Source organism: Parazoarcus sp. PS-13 R2A, from assembly GCF_057621855.1.
In genome coordinates this window covers 1-19,652 of the sequence record NZ_JBYEXN010000037.1, presented here as the reverse complement: position 1 = coordinate 19,652, position 19,652 = coordinate 1, and the positions used below count along the sequence as shown (strand labels likewise).

The following is a 19,652-nucleotide window of genomic DNA, read 5'->3' as shown; positions in this document are numbered from 1 at the left end:
CACCGTCGCCAGAACAATACCCTAGGAGAATCAGCATGAACGCAACCACCCTGCCGGCAGGACAAACCAACAGTGCGCTGATGGCGCGTCGCGCCGCGGCCCTGCCGCGCGGCGTCGGCCAGGCTCACCCCCTGTTCGCATCCAAGGCCCTGAACGCCGAGATCTGGGACGTTGAAGGCCGTCGCTACATCGACTTCGTTGCCGGCATCGCCGTGGTCAACACCGGCCACTGCCACCCCAAGGTGATCGCCGCTGCCCAGGAGCAGATCCCGCACTTCAGCCACACCTGCTTCCAGGTCGTGGCCTATGACGGCTACCTGACCCTGGCCGAGCGCCTCAGCGCACTGGCCCCCGGCGATGCGCCGAAGAAGACCTTCTTCGTCAGCACCGGTGCCGAAGCCGTCGAGAACGCGGTCAAGATCGCGCGTGCCTTCACCGGTCGTCCGGGCGTGATCGCCTTCAACGGCGCCTTCCACGGCCGCACCCTGCTCACGCTCGGCCTCACCGGCAAGATCGACCCCTACAAGCTCGGCGTCGGTCCCTTCCCGGCCGAGATCTACCACGCACCCTACCCCTGCGAACTGCACGGCACGAGCGTGGATGACGCCATCCACGGCATCGAGCTGCTGTTCAAGAACGACATCGAGCCCAAGCGCGTCGCCGCCTTCATCGTCGAGCCAGTTCAGGGCGAGGGCGGCTACTACCCCGCACCGGCCGAGTTCATGCAGCGGCTGCGCGCACTGGCCGACAAGCACGGCATCCTGCTGATCGCCGACGAGATCCAGAGCGGCGTCGGCCGCACCGGCAAGATGTTCGCCATGGAGCACAGCAATGTCGTGCCCGACCTCATCACCATGGCCAAGGGCCTCGGCGGCGGTTTCCCGATTGCTGCCGTGGTTGGCCGCGCCGACATCATGGATGCGCTCAACCCGGGCGGCCTCGGCAGCACCTACGCCGGTGCGCCGATGGCCTGCGCAGCAGCGCTTGCCGTGCTCGACGTGGTCGAATCCGAGAACCTGTGCCAGCGCGCCGCCGACATCGGCGAGCACATGCAGGCCCGTCTGCGTGAGGTCGCGGCCAAGCAGAAGAGCATCGGTGATGTGCGCGGTCTCGGCGCAATGGTGGCGGTCGAGTTCTTCCACGGCGGCGACCACGCCCGCCCGGCGCCTGAACTGGTGAAGGCCATCATCGCCGAAGCGCTCAAGCGCGGCCTGCTGCTGCTGTCCTGCGGCAGCTACGGCAACGTGCTGCGTCTGATGGTGCCGCTGACCATTGAGCAGAACGTGCTCGACGAAGGTCTGGACATCCTCGCCGCCTCCATCGACGCAGTCATCGCTTCGGCCTGAAACCTGCGCTGATTGAGGGCAGACAAACGCCGCTTGCTGATAACGCAAGCGGCGTTTTTCGTTTACCGCAATGATTACCGATCAACCTGAACGACCGGTCGCGCGTTGGCGACAGCGACCTGGAGCACGTCGGGCAAACTCACCACTTCCCGACCGCCGGCTTCGAGGGCGGCGCGCAACCTGCGCGCGTTGTCCACCGCGCCCGGCGTATCGCCATGCACGCAGATGCTGTGCATTGCGGCCGGCAGCACCTTGCCGCTTTGCGACACGACGCCGCCGGCGTCGAGCATGCGCAGCACGTGAGCAACGAGTTCGTCGTGGTCGTGGATGACCGCGCCGGGCTGGCCACGCGGCACCAGCATGCCGGCGTCGGTGTAGGCGCGATCGGCAAAGATCTCGGCCGCAACCCTCAGCCCTGCGCGTTCGCCCGCCTTGTACAGCTCCGACAGCACGGGCGCGAGCAGAATCAGCCCGGGGTCGATTGCACGCACCGCACGCGCCACCGCGTCGGCCAGCGCCGCGTCCTCGCAGGCCTGGTTGTTGAGTGCGCCATGCGGCTTGACGTGGGTCACACGCCCGCCTTCTGCAGCGGCCATGCCGGCCAGCGCCCCGACCTGGTAGATCACCATCGCTTCGAGTTCGTTCGGCGCCATCTTCATCGGCCGCCGGCCGAAGCCCTGCAGGTCGGGATAGGAGGGATGGGCGCCGAGACTCACGCCGGCGGCAAGGGCCGTGCGCACCGTATTGCGCATCACCAGCGGATCGCCGGCATGAAAGCCGCAGGCGATGTTGGCCGAGCGCACCACCTGCAGCAGGGCCTCGTCCTCGCCCATCTTCCAGGCGCCGAAGGATTCGCCGAGGTCGGCATTGAGGTTGATCTTCATGTCGGGCTCCAGGTCAGTCGTCGGCCGCGGTCAGCGGCCGGTACTCGGGTGACAGCGCATGCACCACGCCGCTCACCAGGTTGGCGGAATACAGGGCTGCTTCGTCCACACCTTCTGCCGCAAAGGGACAGATTGCGGCGAGCAGGGCGAGGGTCTCGGCTTCGGTTTCGCGTGCGATGCGCTCACCCTCAGCCGCGCTGACGGCGGCAAAGCGCAGTGTCTGTCCGGGACGACAGGCAGCAAGCCGGGGGATGTCGCTGCCGATCACGGTCGCGATCTTTGGATAGCCACCGGCCGTCTGCGCATCGGCAAGGAGCACGATGGGCTGGCCCTTGCCCGGCACCTGGATGGAGCCCGGCACGGTCGCATCGGAGATGATCTCTGCCGGGCCGAGATGCCCGAGCACCGGGCCTTCCAGCCGCACGCCCATGCGGTCGGCCTCGGCCGTCACGCGGTAATCGCTGCCCAGAAAGGTCTCGAATGTCTCCGCCGAAAAATGGTCTGCCTGCGGGCCGCTGACGACGCGAATCGGACGCACGTCGATCACAGGCGGCCGGGGCAGGATGCGCTCGCCGCCACTGGCTGGCTGCGCCGGCAGACACACTCCGGCTGCAAGTGCGCGCCCATCCACGCCGCCGAGCGCTGCGCGCGCATAGGTCGACGCACTGCCCAGCACCTGCGGCAGCGCCATCCCCTCGAGCGCAAGCGCCGCGATGCGGCCACTGCCCATGCGGCGGATGCGCAGGATATCGCCGTCGGCCAGCGTGACCGAGCGCCACGGCGGCAGCGGCTTGCGCTCGCCATCGTGTTCGATCTCGAGCACGGCATCGCCCGCCACGGCAACACGCACGGCGGCCCCACGCGCAAGAACCTGCAGGCCGCCGTCGAAGCACTCGATGACCGGCGCGGTGGCGGGGTTGCCGACCAGCGCATTGGCGATGCGCATCAGCCGGGGGTCGAGCACGCCCGCCCACGGCACGCCGATGCGGCGGAAGCCCCGACGCCCGACATCCTGCACCGATGCATAGGCACCGGGTGAAACGATCTCGAGACTGGCCGGGCTGTTCATCGCGATACCTCCGCTTGCTCTGCGCCGCGACGCGTGAGCCAGTGTTGCGGCTCGATGTCACCCGATTTGAGCGAGCGCGCAATGCGCTCGTATTCGGCCATCGAGACCGGGACGAAGCGCACATGGTCACCCGCGGCCAGCAGCGAGGGCGATTCACGCCCGGCGTCGAACAGGGTGACAGGACAGCGCCCGAGCAAATGCCAGCCGCCAGGACTCTCCCACGGGTAGATCGCGGTGAGCCCGGTCGCGATCGCCACGCTGCCGGGGGGGACGCGCAGCCGCGGCTCCGGGCGACGCGGCAGGCGCAGCGCCTTGGGCAGATCGCCCATGAAGGGGAAACCGGGCAGGAAACCCAGCATGTACACCAGGTATTCACTGCCGCTGTGCAGTGCCACGACTTCGTCCTCGCTGACCCCCAGAGTGCGCGCGGTTTCGGCCAGATCCGGCGCGAAGATGCCCTCGTAACACACCGGCAGCCGCCACAACCGGCCATTGTCGCCACCGCTGTGTCCGCTCGCGGCAAACAGCGGGCTCAAAGCCTCAAGCAGCCTCTCGCGCCCGGTCTGCAGCGGGTCGAAGAAGACGGTAAGCGAGCGAAAGGTCGGCATGGTCTCGATCACACCGGGCAGACGACCCTCGGCCTGCAGGCGGGCAATACCGACATCGAGGGCATTCACTGCGGCAAGCAGATCCGGGTCGATCGCATCGCCGAACTCAACGGTAAAGGCAGCATCGCCAGCATCCAGCACACACATACTCACGGGCTTGTTCCTTGCTTAATCAGGGGGCGGATGTCGAAGCAGCGCGTGCAGCCTGGTCGTAACGCCCCGAAAGGGTGCGAAGCAGGCGTGCCAGATCACCGATCTGTGCGTTGTCTTCGGCACTGCCGGTGAAACCGGGCATCAGGCAGGCTTCGCGTACATCGCGGTAAGCCACGCAAGCCTCGCGTCCGGCATCGGTCGTTGCGAAGAAGGCCTCCTTGCCCAGCTTCCTGCTGTGCACGAGTCCAAGTGCGGCGAGCTTGCGCAAGGAGTAGGACACCACGTGGGTGTCCTCGACGTTGAGCACGAAACAGATGTCAGCGAGGCGTTTTTCGCTGTCGCGGTGAGCAACATGATGCAGCACCAGCACGTCGATGGGCGTCATGTCCTTGATCCCGGCAGCGGTCATGCAGCGTGTCATCCAACGCGAAAACGCGTGCCACGCAATGATCATCCCGAACTCGAACTCGGACAGTTCGGGCGATTTCGGCGACACCAGATGCTGGGAGGAAACGATCCGTCCTCCGTCACGCCCGACCAGCGGCACAAGTTGCTTGGGCATTTTTTACTCACATTTCGTTTACGATTTCTTGACAATTTATAGATGAAATCCCAATCTTTCAATAACGCTGACTTCGACCATCATGGTTCACGCGTTTGCTGTGCCCCCAGGAATCCGATCCTTCCGCCTTTTTCACGGAGAACTTCACGATGAACATGAAGCACCGAATCCTCAGCACGCTGGCTGGCTCGCTCGTCGCATTCGGCGTGACGACCGCCGCACACGCCCAAACGGCGTGGGACATGCCGACGCCTTACCCGGTCGCCAACTTCCACACCGAAAACATCCAGCAGTTCGCCGATGAAGTGAACAAGGCCAGCGCGGGCAAGCTCAAGATCACCGTGCATTCCAACGGCTCGCTGTACAAGTCCAACGAGATCAAGCGCGCAGTGCAGGGCGGTCAGGCGCAGATCGGCGAAGTGCTGCTGTCCAGTCTCGCCAACGAAGACCCGCTCTATGCGCTGGACACCGTGCCCTTCCTCGCCACCAGCTACGCCGAATCGCAGAAACTGTGGAAGGTGTCGCGCGATGCGGTCGAAGCGCGTCTGGCCAAGAACGGCCTGAAGCTGCTGTACTCGGTGGCATGGCCGCCGCAGGGCATCTACTCCAAGACCGCGCTGACCTCGATGGCCGATCTCAAGGGCATCAAGATCCGCTCCTACAGCCCGACCGTTGCACGCATGATCGAACTGATGTCGGCGCAACCCGTCACCGTGCAGGCCGCCGATCTGACCCAGGCCCTGTCCACCGGCGTGGTGTCCGCCAACATCACTTCATCGTCCACCGGCTACGACACCAAGAGCTGGGAGCAGCTCGATTACTATTTCGACGTTCAGGCCTGGCTGCCGAAGAACATCGTGTTCGTTTCCCAGAAAGCCTTTGACGCGCTCGATCCGGCAACCAAGGAAGTCGTGCTCAAGGCATCGGCCGCGGCTGAGACGCGCGGCTGGAAGCTCTCGGAAGAGAAGACTGCCTGGTACATCGGCCAGCTCAAGGCGAATGGCATGAAGGTGTTGCCGGCATCTGACGTGCTGCGTGCAGACCTGCTAAAAGTTGGTGAAAAGATGACCGCCGAGTGGCTGGAGAAGACTGGCGCCGACGGCCAGAAGATTCTCGACGCCTACCGCAAGGCCAAGTAAGCACCAATCCAATCTGGCCCGGCATGCCGGGCCATTTTTTCGTCCGGAGTCCGCCATGCGAGCACTGCTCGATTCCCTTTACCGCCTGTCGGGTGCGCTTGCCGCAATCGGCATGGTGGCCACCCTGGTCATGGTCTCGGCCGGCATCTTCAGTCGCCCGCTCGGCATCTACCTGAGTGGCACCGACGACTATGCCGGCTACTGCATGGCCGCCTGTGGTTTTCTCGCCCTCGCCTACACCTTCAAGCACGGTGAGCACATCCGCGTAAGCCTGGTGCTCGAACGCGTCGGCCCGCGCCTGCGCAAGGTGCTGGAGTGGTTCTCGCTCGCAGCGGCCACCACGATTGCCATGACGCTTGCCTGGTATGCGGTGCGTCTGGCGTGGCAGTCACACGAATTCGAGGAAGTGTCCCAGGGCATCGATGCGACACCGCTGTGGATTCCGCAGCTGTCGATGGCCATCGGCACCGTCGTGCTGGTGATCGCGCTGCTCGACGACCTCATCCTCACCACCCTCGGCCGTGCTCCGCGGCGCCTCGCCGGCGCGGGCAACGAAGCCGTCCGCATGGAATAAGAGAGACATCATGGAACTGACCATAGCGGCCCTTCTCATCGGGCTGATGCTCGTACTGCTCGCCGGCGGCGTCTGGATCGGCCTCGCCCTGATGGCCATCGGCATCCTCGGCATGCTCGGCTTTACCCCGCGACCACCGGGCGACGGCATGGCGGTCGCGATCTGGGGCGCCGGCTCGAGCTGGACCCTGATCGCACTGCCACTTTTCCTGTGGATGGGCGAGATCCTGTTTCGCACCAAGCTCTCGGAGGACATGTTCAAGGGACTCGCGCCCTGGCTGGAGCGCCTGCCGGGACGCCTGCTCCACACCAACATCATCGGCTGTACGCTGTTCGCGGCGGTGTCCGGCTCGTCGGCCGCCACCTGCGCCACCATCGGCAAGATCTCGATGCCCGAGCTCACCCGCCGTGGCTATCCGGAGTCGATGATCCTCGGCACCCTCGCCGGTGCCGGCACCCTCGGCCTGCTGATTCCGCCCTCGATCATCATGATCGTGTATGGCGTGTCGGCCGACGTGTCGATCTCCAAGCTCTTCGTCGGCGGCGTGCTGCCCGGCATCCTGCTCGCGTCACTGTTCATGGGCTGGGTCATCCTGTGGTCGCTGCTCAACAGCAAGCGCATCCCGCCGGCCGACCTTAAAACAAGCCTGATCCAGAAACTGGCCGCCTCGCGCAATCTGATCCCGGTCGTGCTGCTGATCGGCGGCGTGCTGGGTTCGATCTACAGCGGCATTGCCACCGCGACAGAAGCCGCGGCCATCGGGGTGATCGGCAGCCTGATCATCGCAGCGAGCCAGAAGTCGCTCAGCAAGGCGAGCTTCATCGCCGCGTTGATGGGCGCCACCCGCCTGTACTGCATGATCGCGCTGATCCTGGGCGGCTCGGCCTTCCTCACCCTGGCCATGGGCTACATGGGCCTGCCGCGGCATCTGGCCGAATGGATCGGCTCGCTCGGCCTGAGCCCCGGCATGCTGCTGGTGGCACTGGCAATTTTCTACATCCTGCTGGGCTGTTTCCTCGACGGCATCTCGATCGTGGTGCTGACCATGGCGGTCCTGCTGCCGACCATTCAGTCTGCCGGCATCGACCCCCTGTGGTTCGGCATTTTCGTCGTCGTCGTGGTGGAGATGGCGCAGATCACGCCGCCGGTCGGCTTCAACCTGTTCGTGCTGCAAGGGCTGACAGGGCGCCAGATCACGACCATTGCGCGCTATGCCATTCCCTACTTCCTCCTGATGGCACTGGCCGTCGTGCTGCTCTACGTGTTTCCGGGTCTGGTGACCTGGTTGCCGGGCAAGATGATCGGCTGACGCACAAATGAAACGGGCCCACACGGGCCCGTTTCATTTACTGCAGCACTGCTCAGTGCTGTCACTTTTCCAGCAGACTGCGCAGCATCCAGGCGTTCTTCTCGTGGATCTGCATGCGCTGGGTCAGCAGATCGAGTGTCGGCTCGTCGCTCACCTTGTCGGCCAGCGGCGCCACGCTGCGTGCCGTTTTTACGACTGCCTCCTGGCCTTTCACAAGCGCTCGGATCATGTCTTCCGCACTGGGCACGCCCTCCGGTTCCTTCATGCTGGTGAGCTTCTGGAACTCGCGATAGGTACCGGGCGCCGGAAAACCGAGCGCACGGATGCGTTCGGCGATCAGATCCACGGCCAGCGCCAGTTCGGTGTACTGCGCCTCGAACATCAGGTGCAGCGTGTTGAACATCGGGCCGGTCACGTTCCAGTGGAAATTGTGCGTGGTCAGGTACAGCGTATAGCTGTCCGCCAGCAGACAGGACAGACCGTTCGCGATCTTTGCGCGCTCTTTCTTGCTGATGCCGATATCCATTTCCATGTCATCACTCCTTGTCTCTCGGCTGTTCATCGACGGGCCGTAATGCACCCTTCACAGCTCCATACTAGGCGTTTCCCGGGCATCGATCTAATTGAAACTCGGTATCGGCGGCATCGGCCAGGGCTATGCAATGCGCTTGCCGCGCCCAAGCACTCACGCAGCATCGAGCGAGGGAAGTCGACCGACCGGCTTCACACCGGGCAGGCTGCTCTCAAAAATTGCCGTGCGCAGAATGTCGATCGCGCCACTGCGGGGATAGGTCACGCGCCAGGCCAGCGCAACCCGTCGCGACGGCTCCGGCTGGGTAAAGGGCCTGACCGCGACCAGGGGGTTGTGCGCGTCGAGTTCGTCCGCAGCCGAACTCGGCACCACGGTCACGCCAAGGCCGGTTGCGACCATGTAGCGAATGGTTTCCAGCGAACTGCCTTCGAGCGTGCGCTGCAGACCGCCCACATTGCGGCATTGCGGACACACCTCAAGCACCTGATCGCGAAAGCAGTTGCCGGAACCAAGCAGCAGGAGCTGGTCATCCGCGAGATGCTCGGCATCGATCGTCCGGTGTGCAGCCCAGGGATGGCTCGACGGCAGCAGCACCCGAAAAGGTTCGTCATACACCGGCTGGGTCACGATACCCGGCTCTTCGAACGGCAGGCTGATGATGATGACATCAAGTTCGCCGCGCTTGAGCGCTTCGGCCAGCCGCGTGGTGTAGTTCTCCTGGATGATCAGCGGCATGCGCGGTGCCAGCTGATGTACGCGCGGAATCAGCCGCGGCAGCAGATAAGGCCCGATGGTGTAGATCACGCCGACGCGCAACGGACCCGCCAGCGGGTCCTTGCCCGCGGCCGCAATCTCGTGAATCTGGCTGGCCTCGACCATGACCTTTTCTGCCTGGGCGACGATGCGCCGGCCGGTTTCGGTAATCTTCACCTCGGACGCACTGCGCTCGAAAAGCTGGATACCGAGCTCTTCCTCCACCTTCTTGATCGCAACCGACAGGGTCGGCTGCGATACATGGCATTTTTCCGCCGCACGTCCGAAATGACGTTCGTGGGCAAGTGCTACGAGATATCGAAGGTCAGTCAGCGTCATGGTGTTTTTCTACCGAAAGCGTGCGCAGGGCGGACGAGGCGAGGACGGCCGGAAACGCAGTATTCGCCTTTATAATATGCATCATTCATCCATCGGATGACTATTTACTTTGGCGCATATCAAGAAACAAGAAATGGAGTGGATGCAAATCCGACTCATCGCCCGATACATGGCAGGATGCCTGCTCACTGCGCCGGCTGCAACCGCGTCGGCGTTCCACGACGCCAGTGAAGACCCGTTCTTCGAACCGCTTCCCGTCGTCCTCACGGTGTCGCGCCTTCCTCAGCCCATGCAGGATACGCCGGGCGCAATCAGCGTAATCGACGCCGGGCTCATCGCCGCAACCGGATACCGCGACATCGCCCGCCTGCTGCGACTGGTGCCGGGCATGCAGGTTGCGCAGGAGCGTAGCAATGATCAGTGGGTGAGCTACCACGGCCTGGGTAGCGACTTTCCGAACCAGATGCAGGTGCTGATCGACGGCCGTTCGGTGTACTCGCCGTATTTCTACGGTGGGGCCGACTGGGGTGCATTGGGTATCGGTATCAACGACATCGACCGCATCGAGATCGTGCGCGGATCCGATTCCGCCGCCTATGGCTCCAACGCCTTTCTCGGCGTGGTCAACATCATCACCAAGCACACCGCTACGGAGGCGGGCAGCACGGTCGGCGTCACACTCGGCAATCAGGGCGTCGCGGATGTCAGCGCACGCATGGTGACCCACGACGGCCCCCTGGGTCTGCGCATCACCGCCGCCCACCAGCAGGACGACGGCGCTGCCGGGCTCAAGGACGGTCGCCGGATCGACACACTGAACCTGCGCAGCGACATTCGACTCGGCAACATCGACGAACTCACCCTCAACGCGGGGTTCAGCAACGGGCATCGCGGCAACGGTTACGAAGGCACGCTGTTCGATGGCAGTGAGCCCCGCAGCAGCGAGCACCAGAACAGCCACCTTCACGCGCGCTGGCTGCACAGCCCCTCGCCTGACGAGGAATGGTCGCTATCGTGGTACCACAATAGCGAAAGCGCCCGCGAGTCCTGGAGCGTCGACTCCCACAGAAATCTGGACGGCACGCTCGGTGCCTTCCCGGGCCTGCGTGCGGCCCTGCTTGCAGCACCCCGACTCGTGATCGACGTCGATCAGGATCGCGACAGTCAGCGCGACAACGTTGAGCTGCAGCACCGCCTGCGCACATCGGAGAAGCTGCAACTGGTGTGGGGTCTGGAATGGCGGCGCGATGAGCTCAAGGCACAAGCCCTGTTCAACGACAACCACACCCGCAGCCAGCAGGAATGGCGCCTGTTCGGCAATGCCGAATGGCGCATGGCGCCACAATGGCTGTGGAACGCCGGCTCCATGGTGGAGCAGATCGAAGGCGACAGGCTTCGACTGGCACCACGTCTCTTCCTGAACTGGCAACCCGATTCCGCCACCACCTTCAAGGCCGGCTATTCGCGTGCCTGGCGTCAGCCCACCCTGTTCGAGCGCGAAGCCGATACCCGCGTCATCCACCCGGTCTACGGTCTGCTGCAGCAACGTCATCGGCGCAATCCCGACCTGAAACCGCAGCGTATCGACGCCTTCGAACTCGGATTCATCCGCTTGCTGCCCCGGGCGCGGGGCAGCCTGGATGTCCGTCTGTTCCAGGAGCACATCCGCGACTACATCATGCGCGAAGGGCTCCCTCCCATGCTGAGCGCCGCGGACAACACGCTCGCCGACCCCAATTTCTTCCAGCGCATCCTCGGTGGCACGCGCTGGAGCAACAGCACGGATACGGTGCGGCTCACCGGTATCGAATATCAGCTGCGCGTTCGCCCGTGGGCGGACGGCGACATCATCTTCAACCATACGATGATCCGGGCCCGGGCTGCCGACCCGGCCCTGGAAGCCACCGTCGCCCCCTACAGCGCGAGCCTGACCTGGATGCAGCACCTCGGCGCCTGGCACACCACAATCAGCATCCTGCGCATGGGCCCTTCCGAGGCCGGTACGGGCTATGCCGGCAGTCAGCGCTTCAAGGTCGACGCCTACACCACGCTGGACCTGAGCCTCGCACGCAGCCTGCGACTGCGAAATCAGACGGTGGAGTTTCGCCTCAGCGGCATCAATCTGCTCGGCCGGCATCAGGAACTCGTGCACCGCCCGGTCGAACTCCTGCCCCAATACAATGGCAGCAAAATCGCCAACCCGATCGAGCCGCAGATCTACCTGAGCATGCGCACGCGCTTCTAGGACACGCGCACACGGGTCTTGATCGGCAGCCGCACCGCCCCCATGTCGCGAACACGATCTCAAGCGGGAACGCATCGCGCACTTGCGCGTCAACCGAGAGTCGATTTGCCTTCCACAACACAGGAACGCCCATGAGAAACAGCCTCGCTGCCACCACGCTGGCGCTTGCCCTCGTCGCCTTCTTACCCGAAGGAACACTCGTCTCGACCACCCAGGCCGCGCCTGCTGTCGCTGCGGTCAGTAGCAACCGTTTCGGACTCCCCGACTTTGGCGATCTCGTCGAACAGGTCGGCCCCGCCGTTGTGAACATCAGCGTGGTCCAGGAGCAACGCTTCGGCAACGATGACAATCCCTTTGCCAACGACCCCTTCTACGACTTTCTGCGCCGCTTCGGCGTACCCATGCCCAACATGCCCGGACAACAGGGCGGTGCGCCACGGATCAGCCGCGGCATCGGGTCGGGCTTCATCGTCAGTGCCGATGGCTATGTCCTGACCAATGCCCATGTCGTTGATGAAGATGGCGCAGAGGTCACCGTACGGCTGATCGACAAGCGCGAATTCAAGGCCAAGGTGATCGGCATCGACAAGCGTACCGACGTCGCCGTGCTCAAGATCGATGCGAAGAATCTGCCTGCAGTCACGATCGGTGACCCTGATCGCGCCCGCGTGGGCGAATGGGTCGTGGCCATGGGCTCGCCCTTCGGCTTCGACAACACCGTGACGGCAGGCATCATCTCGGCCAAGGCGCGCCGCCTGCCGGATGAAAACTACGTCCCCTTCATTCAGACCGACGTCGCAATCAACCCGGGCAACTCGGGCGGCCCGCTGTTCAACCTCGCCGGCGAGGTGGTCGGCATCAATTCCCAGATCTATTCCCGTTCGGGCGGCTTCATGGGAATTTCCTTCGCCATCCCGATCGACGTCGCAATGAAGGTCAAGGACCAGCTCGTCACCCATGGACGTGTACAGCGCGGCCGTCTCGGCATTGCCATCCAGGGCGTGGACAAGGAGCTCGCGCAGTCCTTCGGCCTGTCGGACGCGCGCGGCGCGCTGATTGCCAGCGTCGACCCGGGCAGCGCTGCGGACAAGGCAGGCCTGCAGGCGGGCGACGTCGTGCTTGGTGTGGACGGCGTTCGCGTCGCGGATTCCGCAGACCTGCCGCGGATCATTGGCGAGAAGCGTCCGGGCACCAAGGTCAGGCTCGATGTCTGGCGTGACGGCCGCAATCGCGAAGTGACCGCAGTGCTTGACGAACTCAGTCCCGAATTCGGCAGCACGACCCAACCGGGCGGCAGCGAGAGCACCACCGGCAAGCTCGGCCTCAAGGCGCGGCCGCTGACCGGGCAGGAAGCGGCCCAGATCGGTCTCAGCGGCGGCCTCGTCGTCGAAGGCGCTACCGGCCCCGCCGCGCGCGCCGGCCTTCAGCGCGGGGACGTGATTCTGGCACTCAACAATCAGCCGGTGAATTCGGTCGAGCAGTTCCGCCAGTACCTCGATCGCGCAGGCAAACGTTTTGCACTGCTGATCCAGCGTGGCGATGCACGCATCTTCGTGCCGGTCCGCATGGATTGAGCACGCACGGCGGTGGTGGCATGCGGTGATCCGCCTGCCACCATGCCTTTTCCTGCACTTTCCGGGGAAGCTTTCGTGCCAATCGGGACGTAATCGATATACCCACGTCCGCCATGCGTTTATTATGCCCTGCTACTGGACAGGACCCCCGCTCGCACGGGGTACGAGATGCCGCTCTCCAACGCCGATAACTCACACGCCGTTCTTCAAGCGGTGTTCGATGCGCTGCCCGACAGCGTCTTCCTGATCGATCCCGCCAGCTCAGGCATCGTCTATTGCAATCGTGCGGCCTGGTCCGGCCTCGGCTACAGCCGCGCGGAAGACCTGCTCGAACATTCGGTGCTCAGCCTGCAGAGAGATGTGACCGGCCCGGAGCAGTGGCTCAGCATCGCGGCCGAGATCCAGGCGCGTGCCCCGTACGTGTTCATCGGCTGCCATCGACACCGGCTTGGTCGAGAAGTACCGGTAGAGGTGCATACCAGCTGCTTTCAGTTCCAGGATCGGGAATATTTCCTGTCGGTCGCACGCGACATCACCCTGCGCACGCAGCTCGAACGCGACCTGAGCGCGCGCGATGCCCAGCTTCGCTTTGCGCTCAACGAGGCCAGTGACGGGCTGTGGGACTGGGATATCGGCAGCGACAGGGTCTTTTTCAGCCCCCAGCTCAAGCGCATGCTGGGATATGGGCCGGACGAACTCGAGCCCACGCTGTCGAGCTGGACCGACAATATCCATCACGACGACGCCACCCAGGTCCACCGTATTCTTGAGGACCACCTCAGCGGCGAGCGCGAGCGCTACGAGGCCGAATACCGCCTGCGCAACCGCAACGGACACTATCTGTGGGTGCATGACCGCGGGAGGATCTGCGAACGTGATGAAAACGGCCGACCCTCAAGAGTCGTCGGCATGGTGCAGAACATCACCGATCGCAAGAACCTCGAACTCCGCCTGCAGCAACTCGCATCGCACGACAGCCTCACCGGCCTGCTGAACCGCCGCGAAGCCGAGATCGTGCTCGACACCCAGCTGGGGCTTTGCGAACGTCTCGGCGTGCCACTCGGCATCTGCCTGTTCGACCTCGACAATTTCAAGCAGATCAACGACACGCACGGCCACCAGTGCGGTGACAAGGTGCTGACCGGCGTCGCCCAGCTGTTCGGAAGACACATCCGGCGCTCGGACTTTCTTTGCCGATGGGGCGGAGAAGAGTTCATGCTGATCTGCGTGGACAGCAACCTCGAACAATTGCGTCACCGCATCGAAACCCTGCGCCACCTGCTGGCCGCGCATCCATGGGAGGGTATCGATGCCCTTGAGCAGGTCACCGCCAGCTTCGGCATCGCCTCCTGTCCCGAACACGGCAGAGATGCCCGGGAACTCTTCATCGCAGTGGATGAGGCGCTCTACCGCGCCAAGGCGGCAGGGCGCAACCGGGTGGAACCCGCCCTCATCAATCCCCTCACACCCTGAAGCGGGATACCGACTCCTGCAGGCGCGACGCCAGTTGCTCCATCTCGCGCGCCGCGCCGACCGTGTGCTCGATCGCGGCATTGTTGTCGCGTGCCATGCCGGCAATCTCGTCGATGCTGCTGGTCACCGACTCGCTGGCACGGCGCTGATCCTCGGTCGCAGTCGCGATCCGGTCCAGACCTTCGCCCACATCGCTGACTGACGCATTGGCTGCAACCAGCACCCCCGACACCACGTCGGCGGCATGACGGCTGGACTCGAGATGGCTCAGACCGCGGGCAATGGAATCCTGCACCGAAACCGACTGGCGGCTGATTTCGTGGGTGATGGTGTCGATTTCGCCCGCTGACCGTGCGGATTTCTCCGCCAGCTTGCGCACCTCGTCTGCAACCACCGCAAAACCCCGACCCTGCTCACCGGCACGCGCAGCCTCGATCGCTGCGTTGAGTGCAAGCAGATTGGTCTGCTCGGCAATCTCGCGCACTTCCTGCGTCATGCTGGTGATGGCCCGCGTCGAATCGACAAAGGCACTCACCGATTCCGCCATGTGCTGCACGGCAGTTTCGACATGTGCGACTTCGCCGATCAACTCTCCCAGACTGCGCTGGCCTTCCTGCGAGCGGGCAAGACTGTCGCGGGATCGCACACGCACCGACTCGGTACTTTCAGCAATGTGCAGAATCTTGACGTTGAGTTCATCAACCGATTTGGCCGCTTCCATCGAACTGTCGTTCTGCCGGTGCGAACCTTCGGCCAGCTGCGAGGAGCCTGTCACCAGGTTGCGTGCCGAGCCCGTGACTGCCTCGGCCGAGGCGCCCACCTGGCGCACCAGATCGGCAATCGTGACCATCATGCGGTTGAAGGTCTCGGCCGTGCGACCAATTTCATCCTGACCCGGTGCATCGAGCCTGCGCGTGAGGTCACCGCCGCCCTGGGCAATCTCCGCCAGGCTCGCGGTCATGTGCGACAGCGGCCGGGTAACGAAACGACGGATGAACAGGTAGATGAATGCAGCCAGCGGCAGGGACGCCAGGAATGCGAACAGGATGCTTTCGTTACGGAAATCGGTCACCGCGGCATTGACCTTGTCGAGCGAGATGCGCATGCTCACCGCACCCAGCGTGGTGCCCACATCCACCTGGTGACAAAGCGTGCAGTCCTTGCCGAGATAGTTCTTTGATGCCGGCGACGGGATCACCACCCTCAGGTGCTCACCGAAGCGGTCGTCGGTCTCGACCTGCAGAATTGCCGGACCGCCCGCCATCACCGCCTTCTCGGCCTCATCCAGCGATGTCTCGGCAGCCGTGCCCGGACCATAGACCTTGCTCACGGCTTCGCCACGAATCACCTTCAGATCCCGCACCGAAGACAGTTCCTTGATCTGGTCGAGAAACACGTCGCGCTGCGCCACGGTGCCGGTAATCATCATTCCGGTCAGCCCTGCCATGGTCATTTCGTTGACCGAACTGGCAAAGTCACGCGCCTGATCGATCGCGGTATCGCGATTCACGCGGGTCTCCCACACGATCATGCTGCCCCACGCAATCACAAGCATCAGCCAGATTGCGCCGGTGAGGCGCACCCATATCGGCGTGTCGGCTAGACGACGCATGATTCTCTCCTTGCCTGTGTGCCCGACGTCCGGGCCCATTCTGTAGTCATTTGAAACATCGGCTGATCTGATGCAAAGCTTTAGCGATTTCTTCGGACGAAAAACCCGGCACGTGGCACCAGCCTTGATTTGTCACCTGATACGAATATCATGCAACCCTGATAGACACAGGGAACCAAGATATTCAGGCCCTGTCCGAGCACCGGTTCCCTATCCGAATTTCATCATCCATCATCAACCTGAGAGGTCACACATGAAGAAATCCATCGCCCGCGCAACACTCGGTATTGTCGCACTGTCGCTCGCCACCATCGCGACGGCCCAGGTCAAACCGGAAGATCAGATCAAGTTCCGCAAGGCCGGATACAGCTTCATGAGCTGGAACATGGGCAAGATCAAGAGCAACCTCGAAGGCACCTACGACGCAGCCCAGGTCACTGCGGCCGCCAATGCCATCGCCGGCATCGCCAACTCGGGTATGGGCGCACTTTATGGCCCGGGTACCGACAAGGACGTCGGCAGCCAGAAAACCCGTGTAAAGCCGGAGCTGTTCCAGAACATGCCGGAAGTCGGCAAGCTGGCGGGTGACTTCAGCGGCGCCGCGAACAACCTGGCAAAAGTCGCTGCGACCGGTGATGCTGCTGCAGTCAAGACCGCGTTCGGCGACCTTGGCAAGACGTGCAAGGCCTGTCACGACAAGTTCCGCGAGGAGTGAGTCTGCACCGCATCTGACCTGACCGCAGACACGAAAAAGCCGCAGCGATGCGGCTTTTTCGTTCTTACCAGGCGGGCGCGGACTGTGGAGGCGGCGGGGGAGGTGGCGAAACCAGCCCACCCGTCGCCACCCACACTGTTGCAGCCGCAACGGCCAGCGCCACCACGAAGGACACCAGTCCACCGCCTTGCGCAGGCCTGGGCGCCGGTTCGGGAAACTCCTTGACCCCTGTGATCATCGGCTTCACCAGGTTGTCCTTCTTGACGTGTGCGTAGTACAGGATCGCCAGCACATGCAGCGCGATCAGCCCGCCGATGATCCAGATGTTCTGCCGGTGCAGACTGCTCATCCAGTCACTGGTGCTCTTGCTCACGATGGCATACAGCGGTCCCTCGAAGGCGATATCGTCATTCGCCACCAGCCCGCTCACCACCTGAAAGATCATGATGCCAAGCAAGCCGAGCACGGACAGCGCCCCCAGCGGATTGTGGCCCGGCTCCTTCCACTGACCGCGCAGATACGCCTTGATGCGACCCGGTCCCGGCACGAAGTGGGTAAAACGCGCATAGGTCGAACCCAGCACGCCCCAGACCAGACGAAACGCCAGCAGACCGGCAATGGCCACGCCCAGCCGGCCATGCCACACGATCAGGTTGCCACCGATCAGCCCGCTGGCAAACACACCGGCGGTCAGCACCACCAGCGCCCAATGAAAGACGCGGGTGGGCAGATCCCACACCCGCACAACTTGCTTGCTCATAAAACCATCCCTGCAATACGACTATCCATTATGCCTTCAGGGACCGGATCAGGCTGGTTTCGGTTCCGCAGTGCCGCACCGCGCGGCGAGAAACTCCACCAGGTGCCGGCCGGTATGCGATGCGGGATTGTCCATCGCGACCTCGGGCGGCCCTTCGGCGACGATCTGTCCGCCGCCATCCCCACCCTCGGGGCCAAGATCGATCAGCCAGTCTGCCTCCGCCATCACATCGAGATCGTGCTCGATCACCAGTACGGTGTGCCCGGCGTCGGTCAGCCGGTGCAGCACATGAATCAGCTTGTCCACATCGGCCATGTGCAGGCCCACGGTGGGCTCGTCGAGCACGTACAGGGTGTGGCGGTCGGCGGGCAGGGGCAGGCCCGTTGCTGCAGCCGCATCGCCCGGACGGTTGCGTACCTTGGACAGCTCGGTCACCAGCTTGATGCGCTGCGCTTCGCCACCCGACAGCGTCGGGCTGGGCTGGCCCAGGGTCAGATAGCCCAGACCCACATCCTGCAGCAGCTGCAGCGGATGGGCGATGGACGGATGGGCGGCGAAAAAGCCCACAGCCTCGTCCACCGGCATCGCCAGCACCTCGGCCACCGTCTTCTCGCGCCAGCGTACCGACAGGGTTTCGGGATTGAAGCGCGCACCACCACAGGCCTCGCACGGCGTCTTCACGTCGGGCAGGAAGTTCATCTCCACCGTGGTCTGCCCGGCCCCGTCACATGAGGGGCAGCGGCCGGCACCGGTGTTGAAGGAGAAGCGCGATGCGCTCCAGCCCCGGGTGCGGGCATCGAAAGTGTCGGCAAACAGCTTGCGGATCGCATCCCAGAAACCGACATAGGTCGCCGGGCAGGAGCGCGGGGTCTTTCCGATCGGGGTCTGATCCACCTCGAGCACCCGGCCGACCTGCTGCCAGCCTTCCAGGCTGCGACAGCCCACCAGGGTCTGATCGACTTCCTCCGGCTGTGCCTTGCCACGACGGCGTGCGCGCACCGCCTCCGGGTCGCCCAGCCGGGCCCTCAAATTGGCGTGAATCACATCGCGTGCGAGCGAAGACTTGCCCGATCCCGACACCCCGGTCACCACCGTGAGCCGGGCCAGCGGGATGCGTGCATCGATATTGCGCAGGTTGTGCAGGCTGGCACCTTCGACCCGAATCGCCGGGTGGTCTGCCGCCACCGGCCGCCGCGGACGCATCGGATGCTGCAGCGGATTGCGGAAGCAGGCGCCGGTAGCCGATTCCGGTGCCGCCAGCAGCGCCGCAACATCACCTTCGGCCACCACCCGGCCACCGCGCACGCCGGCCCCCGGACCGAGGTCGATGACATGGTCGGCACGGCGGATGGTGTCCTCGTCATGCTCAACCACCAGCAGCGTGTTGCCGCGGTCGCGCAGTGCCTCAAGCGTGTCGAGCAGCAGGCGGTTGTCACGCGGATGCAGGCCAATCGTGGGCTCGTCCAGGATGTAGCACACCCCGCGCAGATTGGAGCCCAGCTGAGCCGCCAGCCGGATGCGCTGCGCCTCGCCACCGGACAGGGTGGGCGCAGCGCGGTCGAGCGCGAGGTAGCCCAGTCCCACATGCTGAAGGAAATCAAGGCGACCGCGTATCTCGCTCACCAGATCACGCGCAATATCGTTTTCACGCTCGTTCAACACCAGTTCGCCGAAGAAGTCCGCAATCTTGTTCACCGCCAGCTTCGCCAGCTGATGCAGGCCACGGTCACGGAAACGCACCGCACGTGCGACCGGATTGAGTCGCGCACCCTCACACGCCGGGCAGGGCTCGTCGCTGCTGACTGTGTCTTCCGCATCGCCAAGGTCGAGCGCATCCGGATCTTCCACCCGCGCCGCCGTCTTCAGACCCGTCCCGAAGCACTTGGGACACCAGCCATGCTTGGCGTTGTACGAAAACAGACGCGGATCAGGCTCCGGAAAGCCCGTCCCACAACTCGGGCACGCCCGCAGCGTCGAGAACGTAATTTCAAAGGGGTCAGAGTCG

General features: G+C 63.9%; 17 protein-coding genes. 8 read left to right on the top strand and 9 right to left on the bottom strand.

Features of this window, described 5'->3' with window-relative positions:
• Positions 1–35: 35 nt before the first annotated feature.
• The gene (gene gabT / locus AC22G6_RS21190) at positions 36–1,346 is read left to right on the top strand and encodes a 4-aminobutyrate--2-oxoglutarate transaminase (RefSeq protein WP_487368428.1); all 1,311 of its coding nucleotides are present in this window, start codon (positions 36–38) and stop codon (positions 1,344–1,346) included.
• A 74-nt stretch (positions 1,347–1,420) separates the two neighbouring features.
• Here the strand turns inward: gabT and AC22G6_RS21185 are convergent, their stop codons facing one another.
• The 4 genes from AC22G6_RS21185 to AC22G6_RS21170 are packed head-to-tail and all read right to left on the bottom strand — an operon-like array spanning position 1,421 to position 4,622.
• Positions 1,421–2,230: a LamB/YcsF family protein gene (locus AC22G6_RS21185; RefSeq protein WP_487368427.1), complete on the bottom strand. Its 810-nt coding sequence runs from the start codon at positions 2,228–2,230 to the stop codon at positions 1,421–1,423.
• Between the two features lie 13 nt (positions 2,231–2,243).
• Complete coding sequence (locus AC22G6_RS21180; RefSeq protein WP_487368426.1) at positions 2,244–3,299, bottom strand: 5-oxoprolinase subunit C family protein; 1,056 nt, start codon at positions 3,297–3,299, stop codon at positions 2,244–2,246.
• Positions 3,296–4,054, bottom strand: coding sequence for a 5-oxoprolinase subunit PxpB (gene pxpB / locus AC22G6_RS21175; RefSeq protein WP_487368429.1), 759 nt, complete (start codon positions 4,052–4,054; stop codon positions 3,296–3,298). Before pxpB ends, AC22G6_RS21180 begins: the two co-directional genes overlap by 4 nt.
• A 25-nt stretch (positions 4,055–4,079) precedes the next feature.
• Positions 4,080–4,622 carry a winged helix DNA-binding protein gene (locus AC22G6_RS21170; RefSeq protein ID WP_487368425.1) on the bottom strand — a complete coding sequence of 181 codons (543 nt, stop codon included), beginning with the start codon at positions 4,620–4,622 and terminating at the stop codon, positions 4,080–4,082.
• 149 nt (positions 4,623–4,771) lie between these two features.
• On the opposite strand from AC22G6_RS21170, the gene AC22G6_RS21165 reads away from it, so the two are divergent.
• Genes AC22G6_RS21165 through AC22G6_RS21155 form a run of 3 tightly spaced genes read left to right on the top strand, consistent with a single transcriptional unit; the run spans position 4,772 to position 7,644 of the window.
• On the top strand, positions 4,772–5,761 hold the full coding sequence (locus AC22G6_RS21165) for a TRAP transporter substrate-binding protein (RefSeq protein ID WP_487368424.1): 990 nt from the start codon (positions 4,772–4,774) through the stop codon (positions 5,759–5,761).
• Positions 5,762–5,816: 55 nt separating this feature from the next.
• Complete coding sequence (locus AC22G6_RS21160; protein ID WP_487368423.1) at positions 5,817–6,335, top strand: TRAP transporter small permease; 519 nt, start codon at positions 5,817–5,819, stop codon at positions 6,333–6,335.
• Positions 6,336–6,345: 10 nt separating this feature from the next.
• On the top strand, positions 6,346–7,644 hold the full coding sequence (locus AC22G6_RS21155) for a TRAP transporter large permease (protein ID WP_487368422.1): 1,299 nt from the start codon (positions 6,346–6,348) through the stop codon (positions 7,642–7,644).
• Between the two features lie 61 nt (positions 7,645–7,705).
• Here AC22G6_RS21155 and AC22G6_RS21150 read toward each other — a convergent pair whose 3' ends face one another.
• Together AC22G6_RS21150 and AC22G6_RS21145 are read right to left on the bottom strand one after the other, a co-directional pair.
• Complete coding sequence (locus tag AC22G6_RS21150) at positions 7,706–8,176, bottom strand: Dps family protein (RefSeq protein WP_487368421.1); 471 nt, start codon at positions 8,174–8,176, stop codon at positions 7,706–7,708.
• A gap of 153 nt (positions 8,177–8,329) precedes the next feature.
• Positions 8,330–9,268: a hydrogen peroxide-inducible genes activator gene (locus tag AC22G6_RS21145; protein ID WP_487368420.1), complete on the bottom strand. Its 939-nt coding sequence runs from the start codon at positions 9,266–9,268 to the stop codon at positions 8,330–8,332.
• A gap of 142 nt (positions 9,269–9,410) precedes the next feature.
• Between AC22G6_RS21145 and AC22G6_RS21140 the strand changes: the two genes are divergently transcribed.
• From AC22G6_RS21140 to AC22G6_RS21130, 3 genes are all read left to right on the top strand, one after another.
• Positions 9,411–11,513, top strand: coding sequence for a TonB-dependent receptor plug domain-containing protein (locus AC22G6_RS21140; protein ID WP_487368419.1), 2,103 nt, complete (start codon positions 9,411–9,413; stop codon positions 11,511–11,513).
• A 131-nt stretch (positions 11,514–11,644) separates the two neighbouring features.
• Positions 11,645–13,087 (top strand): DegQ family serine endoprotease, encoded by a 1,443-nt coding sequence (locus AC22G6_RS21135; protein ID WP_487368418.1) that lies wholly within the window; start codon positions 11,645–11,647, stop codon positions 13,085–13,087.
• Between the two features lie 168 nt (positions 13,088–13,255).
• The gene (locus tag AC22G6_RS21130) at positions 13,256–14,560 is read left to right on the top strand and encodes a sensor domain-containing diguanylate cyclase (protein ID WP_487368417.1); all 1,305 of its coding nucleotides are present in this window, start codon (positions 13,256–13,258) and stop codon (positions 14,558–14,560) included.
• On the opposite strand, the gene AC22G6_RS21125 is transcribed toward AC22G6_RS21130, so the two are convergent.
• The gene (locus AC22G6_RS21125) at positions 14,550–16,172 is read right to left on the bottom strand and encodes a methyl-accepting chemotaxis protein (protein WP_487368416.1); all 1,623 of its coding nucleotides are present in this window, start codon (positions 16,170–16,172) and stop codon (positions 14,550–14,552) included. The genes AC22G6_RS21130 and AC22G6_RS21125 overlap by 11 nt on opposite strands.
• A gap of 253 nt (positions 16,173–16,425) precedes the next feature.
• Here AC22G6_RS21125 and AC22G6_RS21120 point away from each other — a divergent pair, with 253 nt between their 5' ends.
• Positions 16,426–16,887, top strand: a complete 462-nt coding sequence (locus AC22G6_RS21120) for a c-type cytochrome (protein WP_487368415.1) — start codon at positions 16,426–16,428, stop codon at positions 16,885–16,887.
• 64 nt (positions 16,888–16,951) lie between these two features.
• Here the strand turns inward: AC22G6_RS21120 and AC22G6_RS21115 are convergent, their stop codons facing one another.
• Positions 16,952–17,647, bottom strand: a complete 696-nt coding sequence (locus AC22G6_RS21115; RefSeq protein WP_487368414.1) for a cytochrome b/b6 domain-containing protein — start codon at positions 17,645–17,647, stop codon at positions 16,952–16,954.
• A gap of 48 nt (positions 17,648–17,695) precedes the next feature.
• The coding region (locus AC22G6_RS21110; RefSeq protein ID WP_487368413.1) for an excinuclease ABC subunit UvrA at positions 17,696–19,652 on the bottom strand (1,957 nt) is incomplete at its 5' end.

What these genes read in the sequence shown, in the direction of transcription:
- gabT (WP_487368428.1), top strand. Translation starts at nt 36, where the DNA reads ATGAACGCAACCACCCTGCCGGCAGGACAAACCAACAGTGCGCTGATG.
- AC22G6_RS21185 (WP_487368427.1), bottom strand. Translation starts at nt 2,230, where the DNA reads ATGAAGATCAACCTCAATGCCGACCTCGGCGAATCCTTCGGCGCCTGG.
- AC22G6_RS21180 (WP_487368426.1), bottom strand. Translation starts at nt 3,299, where the DNA reads ATGAACAGCCCGGCCAGTCTCGAGATCGTTTCACCCGGTGCCTATGCA.
- pxpB (WP_487368429.1), bottom strand. Translation starts at nt 4,054, where the DNA reads ATGTGTGTGCTGGATGCTGGCGATGCTGCCTTTACCGTTGAGTTCGGC.
- AC22G6_RS21170 (WP_487368425.1), bottom strand. Translation starts at nt 4,622, where the DNA reads ATGCCCAAGCAACTTGTGCCGCTGGTCGGGCGTGACGGAGGACGGATC.
- AC22G6_RS21165 (WP_487368424.1), top strand. Translation starts at nt 4,772, where the DNA reads ATGAACATGAAGCACCGAATCCTCAGCACGCTGGCTGGCTCGCTCGTC.
- AC22G6_RS21160 (WP_487368423.1), top strand. Translation starts at nt 5,817, where the DNA reads ATGCGAGCACTGCTCGATTCCCTTTACCGCCTGTCGGGTGCGCTTGCC.
- AC22G6_RS21155 (WP_487368422.1), top strand. Translation starts at nt 6,346, where the DNA reads ATGGAACTGACCATAGCGGCCCTTCTCATCGGGCTGATGCTCGTACTG.
- AC22G6_RS21150 (WP_487368421.1), bottom strand. Translation starts at nt 8,176, where the DNA reads ATGGAAATGGATATCGGCATCAGCAAGAAAGAGCGCGCAAAGATCGCG.
- AC22G6_RS21145 (WP_487368420.1), bottom strand. Translation starts at nt 9,268, where the DNA reads ATGACGCTGACTGACCTTCGATATCTCGTAGCACTTGCCCACGAACGT.
- AC22G6_RS21140 (WP_487368419.1), top strand. Translation starts at nt 9,411, where the DNA reads ATGCAAATCCGACTCATCGCCCGATACATGGCAGGATGCCTGCTCACT.
- AC22G6_RS21135 (WP_487368418.1), top strand. Translation starts at nt 11,645, where the DNA reads ATGAGAAACAGCCTCGCTGCCACCACGCTGGCGCTTGCCCTCGTCGCC.
- AC22G6_RS21130 (WP_487368417.1), top strand. Translation starts at nt 13,256, where the DNA reads ATGCCGCTCTCCAACGCCGATAACTCACACGCCGTTCTTCAAGCGGTG.
- AC22G6_RS21125 (WP_487368416.1), bottom strand. Translation starts at nt 16,172, where the DNA reads ATGCGTCGTCTAGCCGACACGCCGATATGGGTGCGCCTCACCGGCGCA.
- AC22G6_RS21120 (WP_487368415.1), top strand. Translation starts at nt 16,426, where the DNA reads ATGAAGAAATCCATCGCCCGCGCAACACTCGGTATTGTCGCACTGTCG.
- AC22G6_RS21115 (WP_487368414.1), bottom strand. Translation starts at nt 17,647, where the DNA reads ATGAGCAAGCAAGTTGTGCGGGTGTGGGATCTGCCCACCCGCGTCTTT.